General features: G+C 56.8%; 18 protein-coding genes. 8 read left to right on the forward strand and 10 right to left on the reverse strand.

Annotated elements, in window-relative coordinates; all coding sequences use genetic code 11:
* Positions 1-8: 8 nt before the first annotated feature.
* Entirely contained in the window at positions 9-953 is a 945-nt protein-coding gene (gene znuA / locus IM271_RS04485; RefSeq protein ID WP_193052224.1) for a zinc ABC transporter substrate-binding protein ZnuA, read from the reverse strand.
* 77 nt (positions 954-1,030) lie between these two features.
* Here znuA and znuC point away from each other — a divergent pair, with 77 nt between their 5' ends.
* Positions 1,031-1,786, forward strand: coding sequence for a zinc ABC transporter ATP-binding protein ZnuC (znuC, locus tag IM271_RS04490; protein ID WP_028013621.1), 756 nt, complete (start codon positions 1,031-1,033; stop codon positions 1,784-1,786).
* Positions 1,783-2,568: a zinc ABC transporter permease subunit ZnuB gene (gene znuB / locus IM271_RS04495; protein WP_028013622.1), complete on the forward strand. Its 786-nt coding sequence runs from the start codon at positions 1,783-1,785 to the stop codon at positions 2,566-2,568. The genes znuC and znuB overlap by 4 nt, the downstream gene beginning before the upstream one ends.
* A 52-nt stretch (positions 2,569-2,620) precedes the next feature.
* Here the strand turns inward: znuB and ruvB are convergent, their stop codons facing one another.
* From ruvB to aspS, 6 genes are all read right to left on the reverse strand, one after another.
* Positions 2,621-3,631: a Holliday junction branch migration DNA helicase RuvB gene (gene ruvB / locus IM271_RS04500; RefSeq protein ID WP_028013623.1), complete on the reverse strand. Its 1,011-nt coding sequence runs from the start codon at positions 3,629-3,631 to the stop codon at positions 2,621-2,623.
* Between the two features lie 8 nt (positions 3,632-3,639).
* On the reverse strand, positions 3,640-4,254 hold the full coding sequence (gene ruvA / locus IM271_RS04505; RefSeq protein WP_047367815.1) for a Holliday junction branch migration protein RuvA: 615 nt from the start codon (positions 4,252-4,254) through the stop codon (positions 3,640-3,642).
* 80 nt (positions 4,255-4,334) lie between these two features.
* Positions 4,335-4,856 carry a crossover junction endodeoxyribonuclease RuvC gene (ruvC, locus tag IM271_RS04510; RefSeq protein WP_003859749.1) on the reverse strand — a complete coding sequence of 174 codons (522 nt, stop codon included), beginning with the start codon at positions 4,854-4,856 and terminating at the stop codon, positions 4,335-4,337.
* A gap of 34 nt (positions 4,857-4,890) precedes the next feature.
* Positions 4,891-5,631 carry a YebC/PmpR family DNA-binding transcriptional regulator gene (locus tag IM271_RS04515; RefSeq protein ID WP_003859747.1) on the reverse strand — a complete coding sequence of 247 codons (741 nt, stop codon included), beginning with the start codon at positions 5,629-5,631 and terminating at the stop codon, positions 4,891-4,893.
* 27 nt (positions 5,632-5,658) lie between these two features.
* Positions 5,659-6,102, reverse strand: a complete 444-nt coding sequence (nudB, locus tag IM271_RS04520) for a dihydroneopterin triphosphate diphosphatase (protein WP_028013626.1) — start codon at positions 6,100-6,102, stop codon at positions 5,659-5,661.
* A 1-nt stretch (position 6,103) separates the two neighbouring features.
* Complete coding sequence (aspS, locus tag IM271_RS04525) at positions 6,104-7,876, reverse strand: aspartate--tRNA ligase (RefSeq protein WP_028013627.1); 1,773 nt, start codon at positions 7,874-7,876, stop codon at positions 6,104-6,106.
* 264 nt (positions 7,877-8,140) lie between these two features.
* On the opposite strand from aspS, the gene IM271_RS04530 reads away from it, so the two are divergent.
* From IM271_RS04530 to cmoB, 5 genes are read left to right on the forward strand one after another with little or no spacing between them, the layout of a single operon-like run.
* Positions 8,141-8,707: a hydrolase gene (locus IM271_RS04530; RefSeq protein ID WP_028013628.1), complete on the forward strand. Its 567-nt coding sequence runs from the start codon at positions 8,141-8,143 to the stop codon at positions 8,705-8,707.
* Positions 8,704-9,522 carry a DUF72 domain-containing protein gene (locus IM271_RS04535; protein WP_193052225.1) on the forward strand — a complete coding sequence of 273 codons (819 nt, stop codon included), beginning with the start codon at positions 8,704-8,706 and terminating at the stop codon, positions 9,520-9,522. Before IM271_RS04530 ends, IM271_RS04535 begins: the two co-directional genes overlap by 4 nt.
* A gap of 52 nt (positions 9,523-9,574) precedes the next feature.
* Positions 9,575-9,970, forward strand: a complete 396-nt coding sequence (locus IM271_RS04540; protein WP_028013630.1) for an MAPEG family protein — start codon at positions 9,575-9,577, stop codon at positions 9,968-9,970.
* Between the two features lie 40 nt (positions 9,971-10,010).
* Positions 10,011-10,754 carry a carboxy-S-adenosyl-L-methionine synthase CmoA gene (cmoA, locus tag IM271_RS04545; RefSeq protein ID WP_045260318.1) on the forward strand — a complete coding sequence of 248 codons (744 nt, stop codon included), beginning with the start codon at positions 10,011-10,013 and terminating at the stop codon, positions 10,752-10,754.
* Positions 10,751-11,722 (forward strand): tRNA 5-methoxyuridine(34)/uridine 5-oxyacetic acid(34) synthase CmoB, encoded by a 972-nt coding sequence (gene cmoB, locus IM271_RS04550; protein WP_028013632.1) that lies wholly within the window; start codon positions 10,751-10,753, stop codon positions 11,720-11,722. The genes cmoA and cmoB overlap by 4 nt, the downstream gene beginning before the upstream one ends.
* 120 nt (positions 11,723-11,842) lie before the next feature.
* Here cmoB and cutC read toward each other — a convergent pair whose 3' ends face one another.
* The gene (gene cutC / locus IM271_RS04555) at positions 11,843-12,586 is read right to left on the reverse strand and encodes a copper homeostasis protein CutC (protein ID WP_193052226.1); all 744 of its coding nucleotides are present in this window, start codon (positions 12,584-12,586) and stop codon (positions 11,843-11,845) included.
* A gap of 78 nt (positions 12,587-12,664) precedes the next feature.
* Entirely contained in the window at positions 12,665-13,225 is a 561-nt protein-coding gene (locus tag IM271_RS04560) for a VOC family protein (RefSeq protein ID WP_045260319.1), read from the reverse strand.
* 239 nt (positions 13,226-13,464) lie between these two features.
* Between IM271_RS04560 and argS the strand changes: the two genes are divergently transcribed.
* A complete protein-coding gene (gene argS / locus IM271_RS04565) occupies positions 13,465-15,198 on the forward strand; it encodes an arginine--tRNA ligase (RefSeq protein ID WP_028013635.1) in 1,734 nt (577 codons plus the stop codon).
* 34 nt (positions 15,199-15,232) lie between these two features.
* Here argS and IM271_RS04570 read toward each other — a convergent pair whose 3' ends face one another.
* The gene (locus IM271_RS04570) at positions 15,233-16,372 is read right to left on the reverse strand and encodes a glycoside hydrolase family 105 protein (RefSeq protein WP_193052235.1); all 1,140 of its coding nucleotides are present in this window, start codon (positions 16,370-16,372) and stop codon (positions 15,233-15,235) included.
* Positions 16,373-16,374 lie beyond the last annotated feature (2 nt).

The following is a 16,374-nucleotide window of genomic DNA, read 5'->3' on the forward strand; positions in this document are numbered from 1 at the left end:
CTTCCTCGTTAATCTCCTTTCAGGCAGCTCGCATACTGGTTCGCCAGTTGGCTGAGGAACTGCGAATAGCTCGCTTTGCTCAACTGGATATTCGTACCTAGCGGGTCAAGGGTTCCCATGCGCACGGATGTTCCCCTGGCCACGGCTTCTACGACCGCTGGCCTGAACTGTGGCTCAGCAAAAACGCATGTCGCTTTCTGCTCAACCAACTGTGTTCTGATTTCATGTAAACGCTGCGCACCAGGTTGAATTTCAGGGTTGACGGTAAAGTGCCCAAGCGGGGTCAGGCCGTAGTGTTTTTCGTAGTAGCCGTAGGCGTCATGAAAAACGAAATACCCTTTTCCTTTCAACGGTGCGAGCTCATTACCTACCTGCTTATCGGTTGCGGCTAATTGTGCCTCAAAATCCTTCAGGTTGGCGTCTAGTTTGGCTCGACTTTGCGGCATAAGTTCCACTAATTTGTCATGGATTGCAACCGCTGAAAGCCGCGCTATCTCTGGGGATAGCCAGAGATGCATGTTGTACTCGCCGTGATGGTGATCTCCATCACCTTTTTCACCCTCTGCAGCGTGATGGTCATGTTCGTCACCGTCCTCATCCGCCCCTTTCATGAGCAACGGTTTCACGCCGGAAAGCCCGGCAATCGCGACCTGTTTTTCATCAGCAATCTGTTTGGCGGATTTCTGCATGAATGCTTCCATCTCCGGACCAATCCAGACAACTAAGTCTGCGTTTTGTAAGCGTTTTACATCAGACGGACGCAGAGAATAGTCATGCTCTGAAGCCCCGTCAGGGAGGAGAACCTGGGTTTCCGTTACCCCATCGGCAATGGCCGACGCGATGAATCCAAGCGGTTTAAGCGAAGCAACAACGGCAGCGTTAACATCTTGTGCGGTTGTTCCCCAAAGGGCAGCGGATAATGCTGCGAAAAGAAGCGTATTTTTATGTAACATAATGCGACTAATCATCGTAGTGAATGCGTGGAATGTGATATTATAACATTCGTTGACTTCTTCAAGCTTAAATTGACATGACGACTCTGGTTTCTCTCGACAATATTTCGGTCTCCTTTGGCCAGCGCCGCGTCCTCTCTGACGTATCGCTGGATCTCAAGCCCGGAAAAATTCTGACGCTGCTCGGCCCCAATGGCGCAGGTAAATCCACTCTGGTGCGCGTGGTGCTGGGTCTGGTTACACCGGATGAAGGTGTAATCACGCGCGAGGAAAAATTGCGGATCGGCTATGTGCCGCAAAAATTACATCTGGACGCCACCCTGCCGCTGACGGTAAATCGTTTTCTGCGTCTGCGTCCGGGCACGCGAAAAGCCGATATTCTCCCGGCGCTGAAGCGCGTGCAGGCGGGCCACCTTATCGATGCGCCGTTGCAGAAGCTGTCCGGCGGTGAGACGCAGCGCGTTTTGCTGGCCCGTGCGCTGCTGAGCAGCCCGCAGCTGCTGGTGCTGGATGAGCCAACCCAGGGCGTGGACGTCAATGGTCAGGTCGCGCTTTATGATTTGATCGACCAGCTGCGCCGCGAACTGAACTGCGCCGTGCTGATGGTCTCCCATGACCTGCATCTGGTGATGGCGAAAACCGACGAAGTGCTGTGTCTCAACCATCACATTTGCTGTTCCGGCACGCCTGAAGTGGTCTCAATGCATCCGGAATTTATCTCCATGTTCGGCCCTCGCGGCGCTGAACAGCTTGGCATTTATCGCCATCATCATAATCACCGCCATGATTTGCAGGGACGAATCGTTCTGCGTCGGGGAAATGGACACTCATGATTGAACTGTTACTGCCCGGCTGGCTGGCCGGGGTTATGCTTGCCTGCGCCGCAGGCCCACTCGGCTCGTTTGTGGTGTGGCGCAGAATGTCTTACTTCGGTGATACCCTGGCGCATGCGTCACTGCTGGGCGTTGCCTTTGGTTTGCTGCTGGATGTGAATCCCTTTTACGCGGTAATTGTGGTCACGTTGCTGCTGGCAGCCGGTTTGGTCTGGCTGGAGAAGCGCCCTCACCTCGCGATTGATACGCTGCTTGGCATCATGGCGCACAGCGCGCTGTCGCTGGGTCTGGTCGTTGTTAGCCTGATGTCAAATATCCGCGTTGACCTGATGGCCTACCTGTTTGGCGATCTGCTGGCCGTAACGCCCGAAGATCTCATTGCTATCGCGATCGGCGTGGTCGTGGTGCTGGGCATTCTGCTGTGGCAGTGGCGGAATTTACTGGCAATGACCGTCAGCCCGGATCTGGCGTTTGTCGACGGCGTGAAGCTGCAGCGAGTGAAGCTGCTGCTGATGCTGGTGACGGCGTTAACGATTGGCGTGGCAATGAAGTTTGTCGGGGCACTAATCATCACGTCGCTGCTGATTATCCCTGCCGCCACGGCGCGCCGTTTTGCACGTACGCCAGAGCAAATGGCCGGTATCGCGGTGGTTATCGGGATGATCGCCGTCACGGGCGGGTTAACCTTTTCGGCGTTTTATGACACGCCGGCCGGACCGTCTGTGGTCTTGAGCGCGGCGGTGTTGTTTGTTTTCAGTATGATGAAAAAGACCGCGCAGTAGTGAGCATTTCCCCGGTGGCGCTTCGCTTACCGGGGCTACAATTTATCGCTACTTACGGCATCGCGGGCGGCGTAATACCGAAATGATTCCACGCCCGCACCGTCGCCATACGACCACGTGGGGTACGCTGTAAGAAGCCCTGCTGGATCAGATACGGCTCCAGCACATCTTCGATAGTCTCACGCTCTTCGCCAATTGCCGCCGCCAGGTTATCCAGCCCGACCGGGCCACCGAAGAACTTGTCCAGCACCGCCAGCAGCAGTTTACGGTCCATATAGTCAAAGCCTTCAGCATCGACGTTCAGCATATCCAGCGCCTGAGCGGCGATCTCGGCGGAAATCGAACCATCGTGCTTCACTTCAGCAAAGTCACGCACGCGGCGCAGCAGGCGGTTGGCAATACGCGGCGTACCGCGGGAACGCTTCGCCACTTCATATGCCCCCTCTTCGCTCATATCCAGCCCCATGTAGCGCGCGCTGCGCCCCACAATGTGCTGAAGATCGGGCACCTGATAAAATTCCAGACGCTGAACGATGCCAAAGCGGTCGCGCAGCGGAGAGGTCAACGACCCGGCGCGCGTCGTGGCGCCAATCAGGGTAAACGGCGGCAGATCGATTTTGATGGAGCGCGCGGCCGGGCCTTCGCCGATCATGATATCCAGCTGGTAATCTTCCATCGCCGGATAGAGCACTTCCTCCACCACCGGTGACAGGCGGTGGATCTCATCGATAAACAGCACGTCATGCGGTTCAAGGTTGGTCAGCATCGCCGCCAGATCGCCCGCTTTCTCCAGCACCGGGCCGGAGGTGGTACGCAGGTTGACGCCCATTTCATTGGCGACGATATTCGCCAGGGTAGTTTTACCTAACCCCGGCGGGCCAAAAATCAGCAGGTGATCGAGCGCATCGCCGCGCAGCTTTGCCGCCTGGATGAAAATCTCCATCTGGGAACGAACCTGCGGCTGGCCGATGTACTCATCAAGCAGCTTCGGGCGGATCGCACGATCCACCACGTCTTCTGCCTGAAGGGTGCCTGCCGATACCAGGCGGTCTGCTTCAATCATCCTTTACCTCACAATGCAGCGCGCAGCGCTTCACGAATCAGAGTTTCACTGCTGGCGTCCGGTTTGGCAATTTTGCTCACCATCCGGCTGGCCTCCTGAGGTTTATAGCCCAGCGCCACCAGCGCGGCAACCGCTTCCTGCTCGGCGTCATCATCAGAGGCAGGCGTACCCGGAGCAGTCAGAACCAAATCGGCAGCCGGAGTGAACAGATCGCCGTGCAGACCTTTAAAGCGGTCTTTCATCTCAACTATCAGACGCTCTGCGGTTTTCTTACCAATGCCCGGAAGCTTAACCAGCGCCGCGGGATCTTCACGCTCAACGGCATTCACAAACTGCGGAGCGGACATGCCGGACAAAATCGCCAGCGCCAGCTTAGGCCCCACACCGTTGGTTTTAATCAGCTCGCGAAACAGGGTGCGTTCCTGCTTGTTGTTAAAGCCGTACAGCAGCTGGGCGTCTTCACGCACCACAAACTGGGTAAAGACAATCGCCTCTTTGCCCGCGTCCGGCAGCTCGTAGAAACAGGTCATCGGCATATGGACTTCATAGCCCACGCCACCCACTTCCAGCAGCACTAACGGGGGTTGTTTTTCAATGATGATGCCTCTGAGTCTGCCTATCACGTGACGCTCCTGCGTTCTGGGAGAAATTAACTGCCGACATAATAAAAAAAGGCTGGATGTTTATCCAGCCTGATTTCTGATTATCGTAACCTGCCTCGCGCCAGATTGAGCCGCGACTCGCTCATTTGCATCGCGTTCTGGCTGACGTGGCAGTGGGTAATTGCAATCGCCAGCGCATCGGCGGCGTCGGCCTGCGGGTTCGCGGGAAGCTTCAGCAGGGTGCGCACCATGTGCTGCACCTGGCTCTTCTCCGCGCTACCGATGCCCACCACCGTCTGCTTGACCTGCCTTGCCGCGTATTCGAATACCGGCAAATCCTGGTTCACCGCAGCCACGATGGCCACCCCACGCGCCTGACCGAGCTTCAGCGCCGAATCCGCGTTCTTCGCCATAAAGACCTGCTCAATGGCGAAATAGTCTGGCTGAAACTGGGTGATGATCTCCGATACGCCCGCATAAATAAGCTTGAGGCGCGACGGCAGATCGTCCACTTTGGTGCGAATGCATCCACTGCCGAGGTAGGTTAGCTGGCGTCCCACCTGACGGATAACGCCATACCCGGTGACGCGTGAGCCGGGGTCAATCCCGAGGATAATCGACATCACGCGTCTCCCGTAAACGGTTTACAGGCTCTCATCAGAGAGTCGCTGCAACCTCATCAGAGATTTCACCGTTGTGGTACACTTCCTGCACGTCGTCGCAGTCTTCGAGCATGTCGATCAGACGCAGCAGTTTCGGTGCGGTTTCTGCATCCATATCCGCTTTGGTGGACGGGATCATGGAGACTTCAGCGTTGTCCGCTTTCAGGCCCGCCGCTTCCAGCGCATCGCGCACGGCACCCATCTCTTCCCACGCGGTGTAGACGTCAATGGCACCATCATCGTAGGTCACCACGTCTTCCGCACCCGCTTCTAACGCCGCTTCCATGATCGCATCTTCGTCGCCTTTCTCGAAAGAGATGACGCCTTTTTTGCTGAACAGGTAAGCTACGGAGCCGTCAGTGCCCAGGTTGCCACCGGTTTTGGTGAACGCGTGGCGCACTTCCGCAACGGTACGGTTACGGTTGTCGGACAGGCATTCAACCATCACCGCAGTACCGCCAGGGCCGTAACCTTCATAAATGATGGTTTCCATGTTCGCGTCTTCATCACCGCCCACGCCGCGTGCGATAGCACGGTTCAGGGTGTCACGCGTCATGTTGTTAGACAGCGCTTTATCTACCGCCGCGCGCAGGCGTGGGTTAGAAGCCGGGTCGCCGCCGCCCAGACGCGCTGCTGTCACCAGCTCGCGAATGATTTTGGTAAAGATCTTACCGCGCTTGGCATCCTGTGCCGCTTTACGGTGTTTGGTGTTGGCCCACTTACTATGACCTGCCATAAAAAGTTCTCCAAAAATCGCGCCTTCTCAGGCCGCGTTAATTACAAATTCTTCAATCGCCTGCCGGTTGCTCCACGACTTGGTCAGTGCGGCGGCATCCGCCGCGTTCACCCAGCGGTAGTTCAAGTGTTCGGTAAACACGATCTCCCGCTCATGGGGGAGCGCGAGACAGAACCACGACTCCGTGTTGCGCTCAATGCCCGGCGCATAGCGATGACGTAAATGGCTAAAAATTTCAAACTCCACCGTGCGCTGACAGTCCTTCAGGGTCAGTTGCTCATGAGCAACGTCAATGGCGACCTCTTCCTTTACTTCACGCGCGGCGGCCTGCGGCGCGGTCTCCCCCTCTTCCAGGCTGCCGGTAACCGACTGCCAGAAATCAGGATCGTCGCGCCGCTGCAACATCAGCACCCGCTTCGTGTCTTCTGCATAAATGACCACCAGGACAGAAACGGGAAGCTTATATGCCATATCAGTTTTTCTCTTCCTTCTTCACCACTTCAATGCCCAGCTCGGCCAGCGCTGCCGGGTTGGCAAAGCTTGGCGCTTCGGTCATCAGACACGCTGCGGCAGTGGTTTTCGGGAAGGCGATAACGTCACGAATGTTATCGGTGCCGGTCAGCAGCATGGTCAGACGGTCGAGACCGAAGGCCAGACCCGCGTGCGGCGGTGTGCCGTACTTCAGGGCGTCCAGCAAGAAGCCAAACTTCTCGCGCTGTTCCTGCTCGTTAATACCCAGAATGCCGAACACGGTCTGCTGCATTTCACCGCTGTGAATACGCACGGAGCCGCCGCCCACTTCATAGCCGTTGATAACCATGTCATAAGCGTTTGCCACTGCCTCTTCCGGCGCCGCTTTCAGCTCTGCCGCCGTCATCTCTTTTGGCGAGGTGAACGGGTGGTGCATCGCGGTCAGGCCGCCTTCACCGTCGTCTTCAAACATCGGGAAGTCGATAACCCACAGTGGCGCCCATTTGCTTTCGTCGGTCAGGTTCAGGTCTTTGCCGAGCTTCAGACGCAGCGCGCCCATCGCATCCGCAACGACTTTCTTGTTGTCTGCGCCGAAGAAGATCATGTCGCCGTCCTGCGCACCGGTGCGCTCAAGGATCGCTTCCACGATGTCCGCGTTCAGGAATTTCGCCACCGGGCTGGTGATCCCTTCCAGACCTTTCGCACGCTCGGTCACTTTAATATAGGCCAGACCTTTCGCGCCGTAGATCTTAATAAAGTTGCCGTAGTCATCAATCTGCTTACGGCTCAGCGCCGCGCCGCCCGGTACGCGCAGGGCAGCCACGCGGCCTTTCGGATCGTTAGCCGGTCCCGCGAATACCGCGAACTCAACGGATTTCACCAGGTCTGCTACGTCCACCAGCTCCATCGGGTTACGCAGGTCTGGTTTGTCGGAGCCGTAGCGACGTTCCGCTTCGGCGAAGGTCATGATCGGGAAATCGCCCAGCTCAACGCCCTTCACGTCGTTCCACAGGCTACGCACCAGCGCTTCCATCACTTCACGCACCTGTTCGGCGGTCATGAAGGAAGTCTCAACATCGATCTGGGTAAATTCTGGCTGACGGTCAGCGCGCAGGTCTTCGTCGCGGAAGCACTTAACGATTTGATAATAGCGGTCGAAGCCGGACATCATCAGCAGCTGTTTGAACAGCTGCGGTGACTGCGGCAGCGCGTAGAATTTGCCTTTATGAACGCGGGATGGCACCAGGTAATCGCGCGCGCCTTCCGGCGTCGCTTTGGTCAGCATCGGGGTTTCAATATCGAGGAAACCGTGATCGTCCATAAAGCGACGCACCAGGCTGGTGATTTTCGCACGGGTTTTCAGGCGCTGAGCCATTTCCGGACGACGCAGATCCAGGTAGCGGTATTTCAGACGCGCTTCTTCAGTGTTGACGTGGTTGGAGTCCAGCGGCAGCGCTTCGGCACGGTTGATGATAACCAGATCGGACGCCAGCACTTCGATAGCGCCCGTCGCCATGTCTGCGTTAACGTTTTTCTCGTCACGCGCACGCACGGTGCCGGTGACCTGAATGCAGAACTCATTACGCAGCTCAGAGGCCAGCTTCAGCGCATCTGCGCGATCCGGGTCGAAGAACACCTGAACGATACCTTCACGGTCGCGCATATCGATGAAGATAAGGCTACCAAGATCACGACGACGGTTGACCCAACCACACAGGGTGACCTGCTGTCCGACGTGGGACTGACGCAGCTGCCCGCAATATTCTGTACGCATGAGATATCCCTTAATTAGCCGCAGGCTAAATGTCGCCTGGTATGCAGGCTACTATGTCGCAGCTTTCTGTATGTCACAACTGGATGAAAAAAGGCGGCTATTATACTGGAAATTCCGCCGGACGATAAGAGCGAACCACCGCCAGACGGTCGTTTGCTGCACTCTTATTGCGCATTCTCACAAAAATTAACAAAATTATCCGACCGATAACAGGTCATCACGTCGTAAGGTGTTACGGAAGTGATTAATTTACCTGGAGTGACGATGTTAACACTTGATGCCCGCAAAACCGCGCTTGTTGTGATTGATTTACAGGAAGGGATCCTGCCCTTCGCCGGTGGCCCACACGCAGCGGATGAAGTCGTCAGTCGCGCCGCTCGCCTGGCCGAGAAGTGCCGCGCCATCGGTGCCCCTGTGGTCATGGTGCGCGTAGGCTGGTCCGCTGATTTCGCCGAGGCGTTAAAACAGCCCGTTGATGCCCAGGCGCCCGCGCATACCCTGCCGGAAAACTGGTGGACGTACCCGGTGTCGCTGGGCAAACGCGACAGCGATATCGAAGTGACTAAACGCCAGTGGGGCGCGTTCTACGGGACCGACCTTGAGCTGCAGCTTCGCCGCCGCGGTATCGACACCATTATTCTGTGCGGCATATCCACCAACATCGGCGTGGAATCGACAGCCCGTAACGCCTGGGAGCTGGGCTTTAATCTGGTGATTGCTGAAGATGCCTGCAGCGCGGCTTCCGCCGAACAGCATCAGGGCAGCATGACCCATATCTTCCCGCGCATCGGACGCGTGCGCAGCACGGATGAGATTTTAAGCGCGCTATGATGTACGTGGGCCTGCCCCAGTGGTCGCACCCGAAATGGGTGCGCCTGGGCATTACCAGCCTTGAAGAGTATGCCCGACACTTTAACTGCGTCGAGGGTAACACCACGCTGTATGCGCTGCCCAAAGCCGAGATAGTCGAACGCTGGCGGGAGCAAACAACGGACGATTTCCGTTTCTGCTTTAAGTTTCCGGCGACCATTTCCCACCAGGCCGCGCTGCGCAACTGCGGGGACTTAACGGAAGAATTTTTCACGCGCATGTCGCCGCTGGCGAACCGAATTGGACAATACTGGCTCCAGCTTCCCGCCACGTTTGGCCCGCGCGATCTGCCCGCCCTGTGGCAGTTCCTGGATGCCCTGCCCCGCGAATTCACCTACGGCGTGGAAATCCGACATCAGGACTTCTTTGCGAAAGGCGAAGCCGAAAAAGCGCTCAACCGGGGCCTGCTGGATCGTTCCGTTAACCGGGTGATACTCGACAGTCGCCCGGTGCACAGCGCGGTACCGCATAACGAGGCCATCGTTGATGCTCAGCGTAAAAAACCGAAAGTGCCGGTCCACGCCATCGTGACCGCACAGAACCCGATGGTCAGGTTCATCGGCAGCGACAATATGCAGCAAAATCAGGCGATGTTCGCCGTCTGGCTGCAAAAACTCGCGAGCTGGGAGCACACCACCACGCCGTACCTCTTTTTGCACACGCCGGATATTGCTCAGGCGCCCGAACTGGTCGATGCTCTGTGGCAGGCCTTGCAGGCAGCGGTGCCGTCCGTGGGCAGCGTCCCTTCCATCCCACAACAATCTTCTCTTTTCTGATATCACCCCCTATCATAGTGAAGTGCCATCTGCCAAAAAACAGGGAGTTAGTATGGTCAGCGCGCTGTATGCGGTGTTAGGTGCATTACTGCTGATTAAATTTTCATTTGATGTTGTGCGCCTCAGGATGCAGTACCGCGTCTCTTACGGCGACGGCGGTTTCTCCGAACTGCAAAGCGCTATTCGCATTCACGGTAATGCGGTGGAATACATTCCCGTTGCTCTCATCCTGCTGCTGTTTATGGAGATGAATGGCGCGGAAACCTGGATGGTGCATATTTGTGGTCTGATGCTTATTGCTGGCCGGTTAATGCATTATTACGGCTTTCACCACCGTTTATTCCGCTGGCGTCGTTCCGGCATGAGCGCGACCTGGTGTTCGCTTTTGCTGATGGTGCTGGCTAACCTGTGGTATATGCCGTGGGAGTTGGTTTTCTCCCTCCATTAGCGCACAATACGCCACTTTATTTTTCCCGGATTTTTACGTTATGTCAGATCGCGACACGCTTTTTTCCGCGCCTATCGCCAGCCTGGGCGACTGGACCTTCGATGAACGGGTAGCCGAAGTCTTCCCGGATATGATCCAGCGCTCTGTTCCCGGTTATTCCAATATTATCTCTATGATCGGTATGCTGGCTGAGCGCTTCGTTCAACCCGGTACGCAGGTCTATGACCTGGGCTGCTCGCTCGGCGCGGCAACGCTGTCGGTACGTCGTAACATTCATCACGATGGCTGCCGAATCATTGCCGTCGATAATTCCCCGGCCATGGTGGAACGCTGCCGTCGCCATATTGACGCGTACAAAGCCCCCGTTCCGGTGGACGTGGTGGAAGGCGATATCCGCGAGATCGAGATTAATAACGCCTCGATGGTAGTGCTGAATTTTACCCTGCAGTTCCTGGTGCCTGAAGACCGCCAGCTGCTGCTGGACAAAATTTACCAGGGGCTGAATCCCGGCGGCGCGCTGGTGCTTTCTGAAAAATTCAGCTTTGAGGATGCCAAAGTAGGCGAGCTGCTGTTCAACATGCACCACGATTTCAAACGGGCGAACGGCTACAGCGAGCTGGAGATCAGCCAGAAGCGCAGCATGCTGGAAAACGTGATGCTGACGGACTCCGTGGAAACCCATAAAGCGCGCCTGCACAAAGCCGGTTTTGAGCACAGCGAACTGTGGTTCCAGTGCTTTAACTTTGGCTCTCTGGTGGCGCTAAAAGCCGGGGATGCCGCATGATTGAATTCAGCAACTTTTATCAGCTGATTGCTAAAAATCACCTTTCCCACTGGCTGGAGACCCTGCCGGCGCAGATTGCCGCCTGGCAGCGCGATCAGCAGCACGGCCTGTTAAAGCAGTGGTCAAATGCCGTGGAGTATCTGCCGGAGCTGACGCCGCATCGTCTGGATTTACTGCACAGCGTGACGGCGGAAAGCGCAGAACCGCTCCCTGCCGGACAGATCAACCGCATCGAAACGCTGATGCGTAATTTAATGCCGTGGCGCAAAGGGCCGTTCTCGCTGTACGGCGTGAACATCAATACCGAGTGGCGCTCAGACTGGAAGTGGGATCGCGTACTGCCGCACCTTTCCGACCTGACCGGGCGCACCATTCTGGACGTAGGCTGCGGCAGCGGTTACCACATGTGGCGCATGATTGGCGCGGGAGCCCATCTGGCGGTCGGCATCGACCCGATGCAGCTCTTCCTGTGCCAGTTTGAGGCAGTGCGAAAACTGCTCGGCAACGACCAGCGCGCGCACCTGCTGCCGCTGGGCATAGAGCAGCTCCCTGCCCTGAAAGCGTTCGATACCGTCTTCTCAATGGGTGTGCTGTATCATCGTCGTTCCCCGCTTGAACACCTGTGGCAGCTCAAAGATCAGCTGGTCAGCGGCGGTGAGCTGGTGCTGGAAACGCTGGTGATTGAAGGCGATGAGCATGCGGTTCTGGTGCCGGGCGATCGCTACGCACAGATGCGCAACGTTTACTTCATCCCGTCCGCGCTGGCGCTGAAAAACTGGCTGGAGAAATGCGGATTTGTGGATGTTCGCATTGCCGATGTTTGCGTAACGTCTATCGAAGAGCAGCGCCGCACCGACTGGATGATCACCGAATCGCTGGAGCAGTTCCTCGACCCGGCCGACCACAGCAAAACCGTTGAAGGCTATCCTGCACCGATGCGTGCGGTGTTGATTGCGACCAAGCCGTAGTTTTCCCCTCTCCCCCGTGGGGTGAGGGGATAAAAAAAGGCCCCTGTTGAAATTGCAGGGGCCTGGTACAAGCAAGCATCATATTGGGCGACATGATGCGCGGTAAAAATCGGTACGTTGCTACACGTGATGACGCTCAATCAGCGACTTCATTTCCGCAACCGACTCTCCCTCTACGCCGTAGCGAGAATATTCATCCGCTTCAGCATCCGTCGACATTGACAGCCCTGTATTGCGATAACGCATGGGTGAAGGTATCCATTTCCCCGCAGAGCTGTGAAGCTCTTCCACCCCGGCGTTTAAAAACCGTTCCAGATTGCTGGCACGGACTCCCGCACCCGCCATTATTATTGGAACACCGGAATGTGCTTTTAGTTCCGTAATTAATTGCAGACCTTTTTCCGCAGAAGACTGCTGTCCCGATGTCAGGACGCGCGCCACGCCAAGTTCGGCAAGCGTATCAAATGCTTGCAGGGGATTTTTGCACATATCAAACGCACGATGAAACGTGACGGCCATTCCTTTCGCGGCGTCCATCACCTTACGCATCCGCGGCAGATCGACGTGACCATCCTCATCAAGCAGGCCGGTCACCAGCCCCGGGAAGCCCAGGTCACGAACCAGCGCGATATCTTCAAGCATGGCACTGAACTCACCCGCCGTGTAACAAAAATCGCCGCCGCGAGGCCGAATAATCGGGTGGACCGGGATGGTGACGGCCTGGCGGGCAGACTTCAACACGCCGTATGAAGGCGTTAACCCCCCTTCTTTCGGGGCGGCGCATAGCTCAATACGGTCAGCTCCCATCTGTTGCGCCGTTACGGCACACGCCACGCTGTAACAACAAATCTCCAGCAGCGCCATCTGCTTCTCCTTAAAATCAGCTTAACGCGCCATCATGACACGCCTCTCGTTTCGTGTCTCAGCGACGAATCACAACTCTCAGGCTTCGCTGGCAACGATCTGCTCAATGGTCCAGGGATGAAATTTCACGGTCACCTGCCCGTCCGTCACGGCCAGCGTCGGGTTAGGCAGACGCTCGCGCTCGCCTTTGGGTGAACTCGTCTTCACAAAAATCCCCGGCTTGCTTAACCCGTCGTCTGACAGCAGGGCCAGGGCGCGCGCGTTCAACGTTTCCGGCTCACCCGGCAGGACGATTTCGATATGCTCCCAGCCTTCGTGCGGATAGCGTTTCTCGCCCGGCCACGGCAGTTCAACCACGGTGAACTGCCAGTGCGCCACGTTCACCGGCTCATGCAGTTTGAACAGACAAATGGGGCGTCCATTGATGATGTTCTCAGAGAGCAACTCGCCGCACTGTTCAAACCCGCGACGCCAGCGCTCGGCGGTGGCATTCTGGTGGCAGCGCAAGGAAATGTGATCCGCCTCAAGCGGCACGATATCCAGACCAAGACGGGTGGCAAGTTCTGTGAACGCCTTTGTGAAGCGCGGTAAATCTGCGGAAATATCATGCAGTTCGTCAATGGATTGCCAGTTCGCCATAAGTCAGTCTCTTATCGTGTCGCAAAGCCGCTAATTTACTCCGTTGCCCCGTTTTGACCAACCGCAGAATCCGGCTTTTTATGACTGCATGGTTATGCACGCTTTCTTAGCCTGGATTCTGAGCAATCTTCGGGCCCCGCAATGCTGACGCCAGAAGGCATTTGCAGTATACTCCCGCCCTAAATTCTTTAACTGGCGCGGGCGGTTGTAAGCCCGCATCAAAAACGTAAGGTATCCAGGTGAATATTCAGGCTCTTCTCTCCGAAAAAGTCAGTCAGGCACTGATTGCCGCAGGCGCACCTGCGGATTGCGAACCGCAGGTTCGTCAGTCAGCAAAAGTACAGTTTGGCGACTATCAGGCTAATGGCGTGATGGCAGTGGCTAAAAAACTGGGCATGCCGCCGCGACAGCTCGCTGAGCAGGTACTGACGCATCTGGATCTCTCCGGCATTGCCAGCAAAACCGAAATTGCTGGTCCGGGCTTTATCAATATTTTCCTTGAGCCTGCGTTCCTGGCGAGCCACGTTGACGCGGCGCTGAAGTCTGACCGTCTGGGCGTTTCCCAGCCGGAAGCGCAGACCGTGGTGGTCGACTACTCTGCCCCGAACGTGGCGAAGGAGATGCACGTAGGCCACCTGCGCTCCACCATCATCGGTGACGCCGCGGTACGCACCCTTGAATTCCTCGGTCACAAGGTGATCCGCGCGAACCACGTGGGCGACTGGGGCACCCAGTTCGGCATGCTGATTGCTTACCTGGAAAAACAGCAGCAGGAAAACGCGGGTGAAATGGCGCTGGCGGACCTGGAAGGGTTCTACCGCGAAGCCAAAAAGCACTATGACGAAGACGAAGCCTTTGCCGAGCGCGCACGCAGCTACGTGGTGAAGCTGCAGGGCGGGGATCAATACTTCCTCGAGATGTGGCGCAAGCTGGTTGACATCACCATGTCCCAGAACCAGCTTACCTATAACCGTCTGAACGTGACCCTGACTCGCGACGACGTGATGGGTGAAAGCCTGTACAACCCGATGCTGCCAGGCATTGTGGCGGACCTGAAGGCCAAAAACCTGGCGGTGGAGAGCGAAGGCGCAACGGTAGTGTTCCTTGATGAGTACAAAAACAAGGAAGGCGAACCGATGGGCGTGATTATCCAGAAAAAGGATGGCGGCTACCTCTACACCACCACGGACATCGCGTGTGCGAAATACCGTTACGAAACCCTGCACGCCGACCGCGTGCTGTACTACATCGACTCCCGTCAGCACCAGCACCTGATGCAGGCGTGGACTATCGTGCGTAAAGCCGGTTACGTGCCGGACTGCGTGCCGCTGGAACACCACATGTTCGGCATGATGCTGGGTAAAGACGGCAAGCCGTTCAAAACCCGCGCGGGCGGTACCGTGAAGCTTTCCGATCTGCTGGACGAAGCGCTGGAGCGCGCCCGTCGCCTGGTGGCAGAGAAGAACCCGGACATGCCTGCTGACGAACTGGAAAAACTGGCCAACGCCGTCGGTATCGGTGCGGTGAAATACGCGGATCTTTCCAAGAACCGCACCACCGACTACATCTTCGACTGGGATAACATGCTGGCGTTTGAAGGCAACACGGCGCCGTACATGCAGTACGCCTATACCCGCGTGCTCTCCGTGTTCCGCAAGGCGAACATTGATGAAAGCGTGCTGGCGAATGCGACAGTGACCATCACGGAAGATCGTGAAGCACAGCTGGCGGCGCGTCTGCTGCAGTTCGAAGAGACGCTGACGGTTGTCGCGCGTGACGGCACGCCGCACGTGATGTGTGCTTACCTGTACGATCTGGCGGGTCTGTTCTCCGGCTTCTACGAGCACTGCCCTATTCTGTCTGCAGAAAATGAATCGGTGCGTAACAGCCGCCTGAAGCTGGCTCAGCTGACGGCGAAGACCCTGAAGCTGGGTCTGGATACCCTGGGTATCGAAACCGTAGAACGTATGTAAAAAAGAAACCCGGCAAACGCCGGGTTTTTTATTATCAGAAGTATTTCCGCAAATACTCTGTCAGACAGAGAATCGCCATCGCCTGGCCATACGGCATCGACGTCAGCGGGATCTGGCGATAAAACTCAAGATCGCTGCCCATGCCCGTCCCGAACGACGTTTGCAGCAACTCCCCTTCCGGCGAGATATTTTTCACGATACCGCGAATCGCTTTTTCAGCAACGTCAGCATATTCAGGCTCAACATAGCGCTTCCGCACCGCTTTCAGGATCCCGTAGGCAAACCCTGCCGTGGCGGATGCCTCCAGGTACGAGTTCGGATCGTCCAGCAGCGTATGCCACAACCCGCTTTCGTCCTGACATTTTGCCAGCGCGGCAATCTGCGCCTTCAGCACCTGCACCAGATAACGGCGCACGGCGTTGTTTTCCGGCAGATCCACCAGCTCAAGGAAGTCGGGGATCACGATGGTGAGCCAGCTGTTGCCGCGCGCCCAGCGGGCACCGGCAAAGTTATGATTACCGTCGTAGCTCCAGCCGTGGAACCACAGCCCCGTCTCCCGGTCCATCAGGTTCTGCACGTGGAGCAGGAACTGATAGATCGCCTCCTCTACGTACTCCGGCTTATTCAGCAGCCTGCCGATTTTCGCCAGCGGCAGCACCGTCATCATCAGCGTGTCGTCCCACATCTGTTGATGATTCTCTTCCGCCAGCGTGATGTGCTGCATGCCCCCATGTTCGGTGCGTGGCATTTCAGTCATCGCCCACTCCGCCCAGCTTTCCAGCCACGGCAGCCAGGCCGGGTTTTTGCTCTCTTCGTAGCGATAGGCCAGCGTCAGGAACGGCGACATCGTATTGACGTTTTTGGTGGTGGCACCTTCCGCAAAGCGGTCGGCAAACCAGCTGTCGATAATGTTGCGCATCCCTTCGTCGCCTGTCTGGCAGTAGTACTGCCAGATGCCATACAGGCCGACGCCGTGCGTCCACTCCCATCCGGCCCAGCCTTTGGTGTCGATCACGCGCCCGTCGTCCAGCCGCAGCAAAAATTCACCCGTTTTGTCGTGGATATTGACCAGGTTGTGCGTCACTTTTTGAATCAGCGATTTCAGCTCGTCCCGGGCGATAAAGCGCTCTGGCTGACGCAATAGCGGGCTATGTTTGACAGGCCAAACTTTCATCA

The sequence above is a fragment of the Enterobacter cloacae complex sp. I3 genome (assembly GCF_014896175.1).
GTDB lineage: Bacteria > Pseudomonadota > Gammaproteobacteria > Enterobacterales > Enterobacteriaceae > Enterobacter > Enterobacter bugandensis.

Bases quoted from the DNA above. Each gene is read 5' to 3' on its own strand.
- znuA (WP_193052224.1), bottom strand. From the start codon at position 953: ATGTTACATAAAAATACGCTTCTTTTCGCAGCATTATCCGCTGCCCTT.
- znuC (WP_028013621.1), top strand. From the start codon at position 1,031: ATGACGACTCTGGTTTCTCTCGACAATATTTCGGTCTCCTTTGGCCAG.
- znuB (WP_028013622.1), top strand. From the start codon at position 1,783: ATGATTGAACTGTTACTGCCCGGCTGGCTGGCCGGGGTTATGCTTGCC.
- ruvB (WP_028013623.1), bottom strand. From the start codon at position 3,631: ATGATTGAAGCAGACCGCCTGGTATCGGCAGGCACCCTTCAGGCAGAA.
- ruvC (WP_003859749.1), bottom strand. From the start codon at position 4,856: ATGTCGATTATCCTCGGGATTGACCCCGGCTCACGCGTCACCGGGTAT.
- IM271_RS04515 (WP_003859747.1), bottom strand. From the start codon at position 5,631: ATGGCAGGTCATAGTAAGTGGGCCAACACCAAACACCGTAAAGCGGCA.
- nudB (WP_028013626.1), bottom strand. From the start codon at position 6,102: ATGGCATATAAGCTTCCCGTTTCTGTCCTGGTGGTCATTTATGCAGAA.
- aspS (WP_028013627.1), bottom strand. From the start codon at position 7,876: ATGCGTACAGAATATTGCGGGCAGCTGCGTCAGTCCCACGTCGGACAG.
- IM271_RS04530 (WP_028013628.1), top strand. From the start codon at position 8,141: ATGTTAACACTTGATGCCCGCAAAACCGCGCTTGTTGTGATTGATTTA.
- IM271_RS04535 (WP_193052225.1), top strand. From the start codon at position 8,704: ATGATGTACGTGGGCCTGCCCCAGTGGTCGCACCCGAAATGGGTGCGC.
- IM271_RS04540 (WP_028013630.1), top strand. From the start codon at position 9,575: ATGGTCAGCGCGCTGTATGCGGTGTTAGGTGCATTACTGCTGATTAAA.
- cmoA (WP_045260318.1), top strand. From the start codon at position 10,011: ATGTCAGATCGCGACACGCTTTTTTCCGCGCCTATCGCCAGCCTGGGC.
- cmoB (WP_028013632.1), top strand. From the start codon at position 10,751: ATGATTGAATTCAGCAACTTTTATCAGCTGATTGCTAAAAATCACCTT.
- cutC (WP_193052226.1), bottom strand. From the start codon at position 12,586: ATGGCGCTGCTGGAGATTTGTTGTTACAGCGTGGCGTGTGCCGTAACG.
- IM271_RS04560 (WP_045260319.1), bottom strand. From the start codon at position 13,225: ATGGCGAACTGGCAATCCATTGACGAACTGCATGATATTTCCGCAGAT.
- IM271_RS04570 (WP_193052235.1), bottom strand. From the start codon at position 16,372: ATGAAAGTTTGGCCTGTCAAACATAGCCCGCTATTGCGTCAGCCAGAG.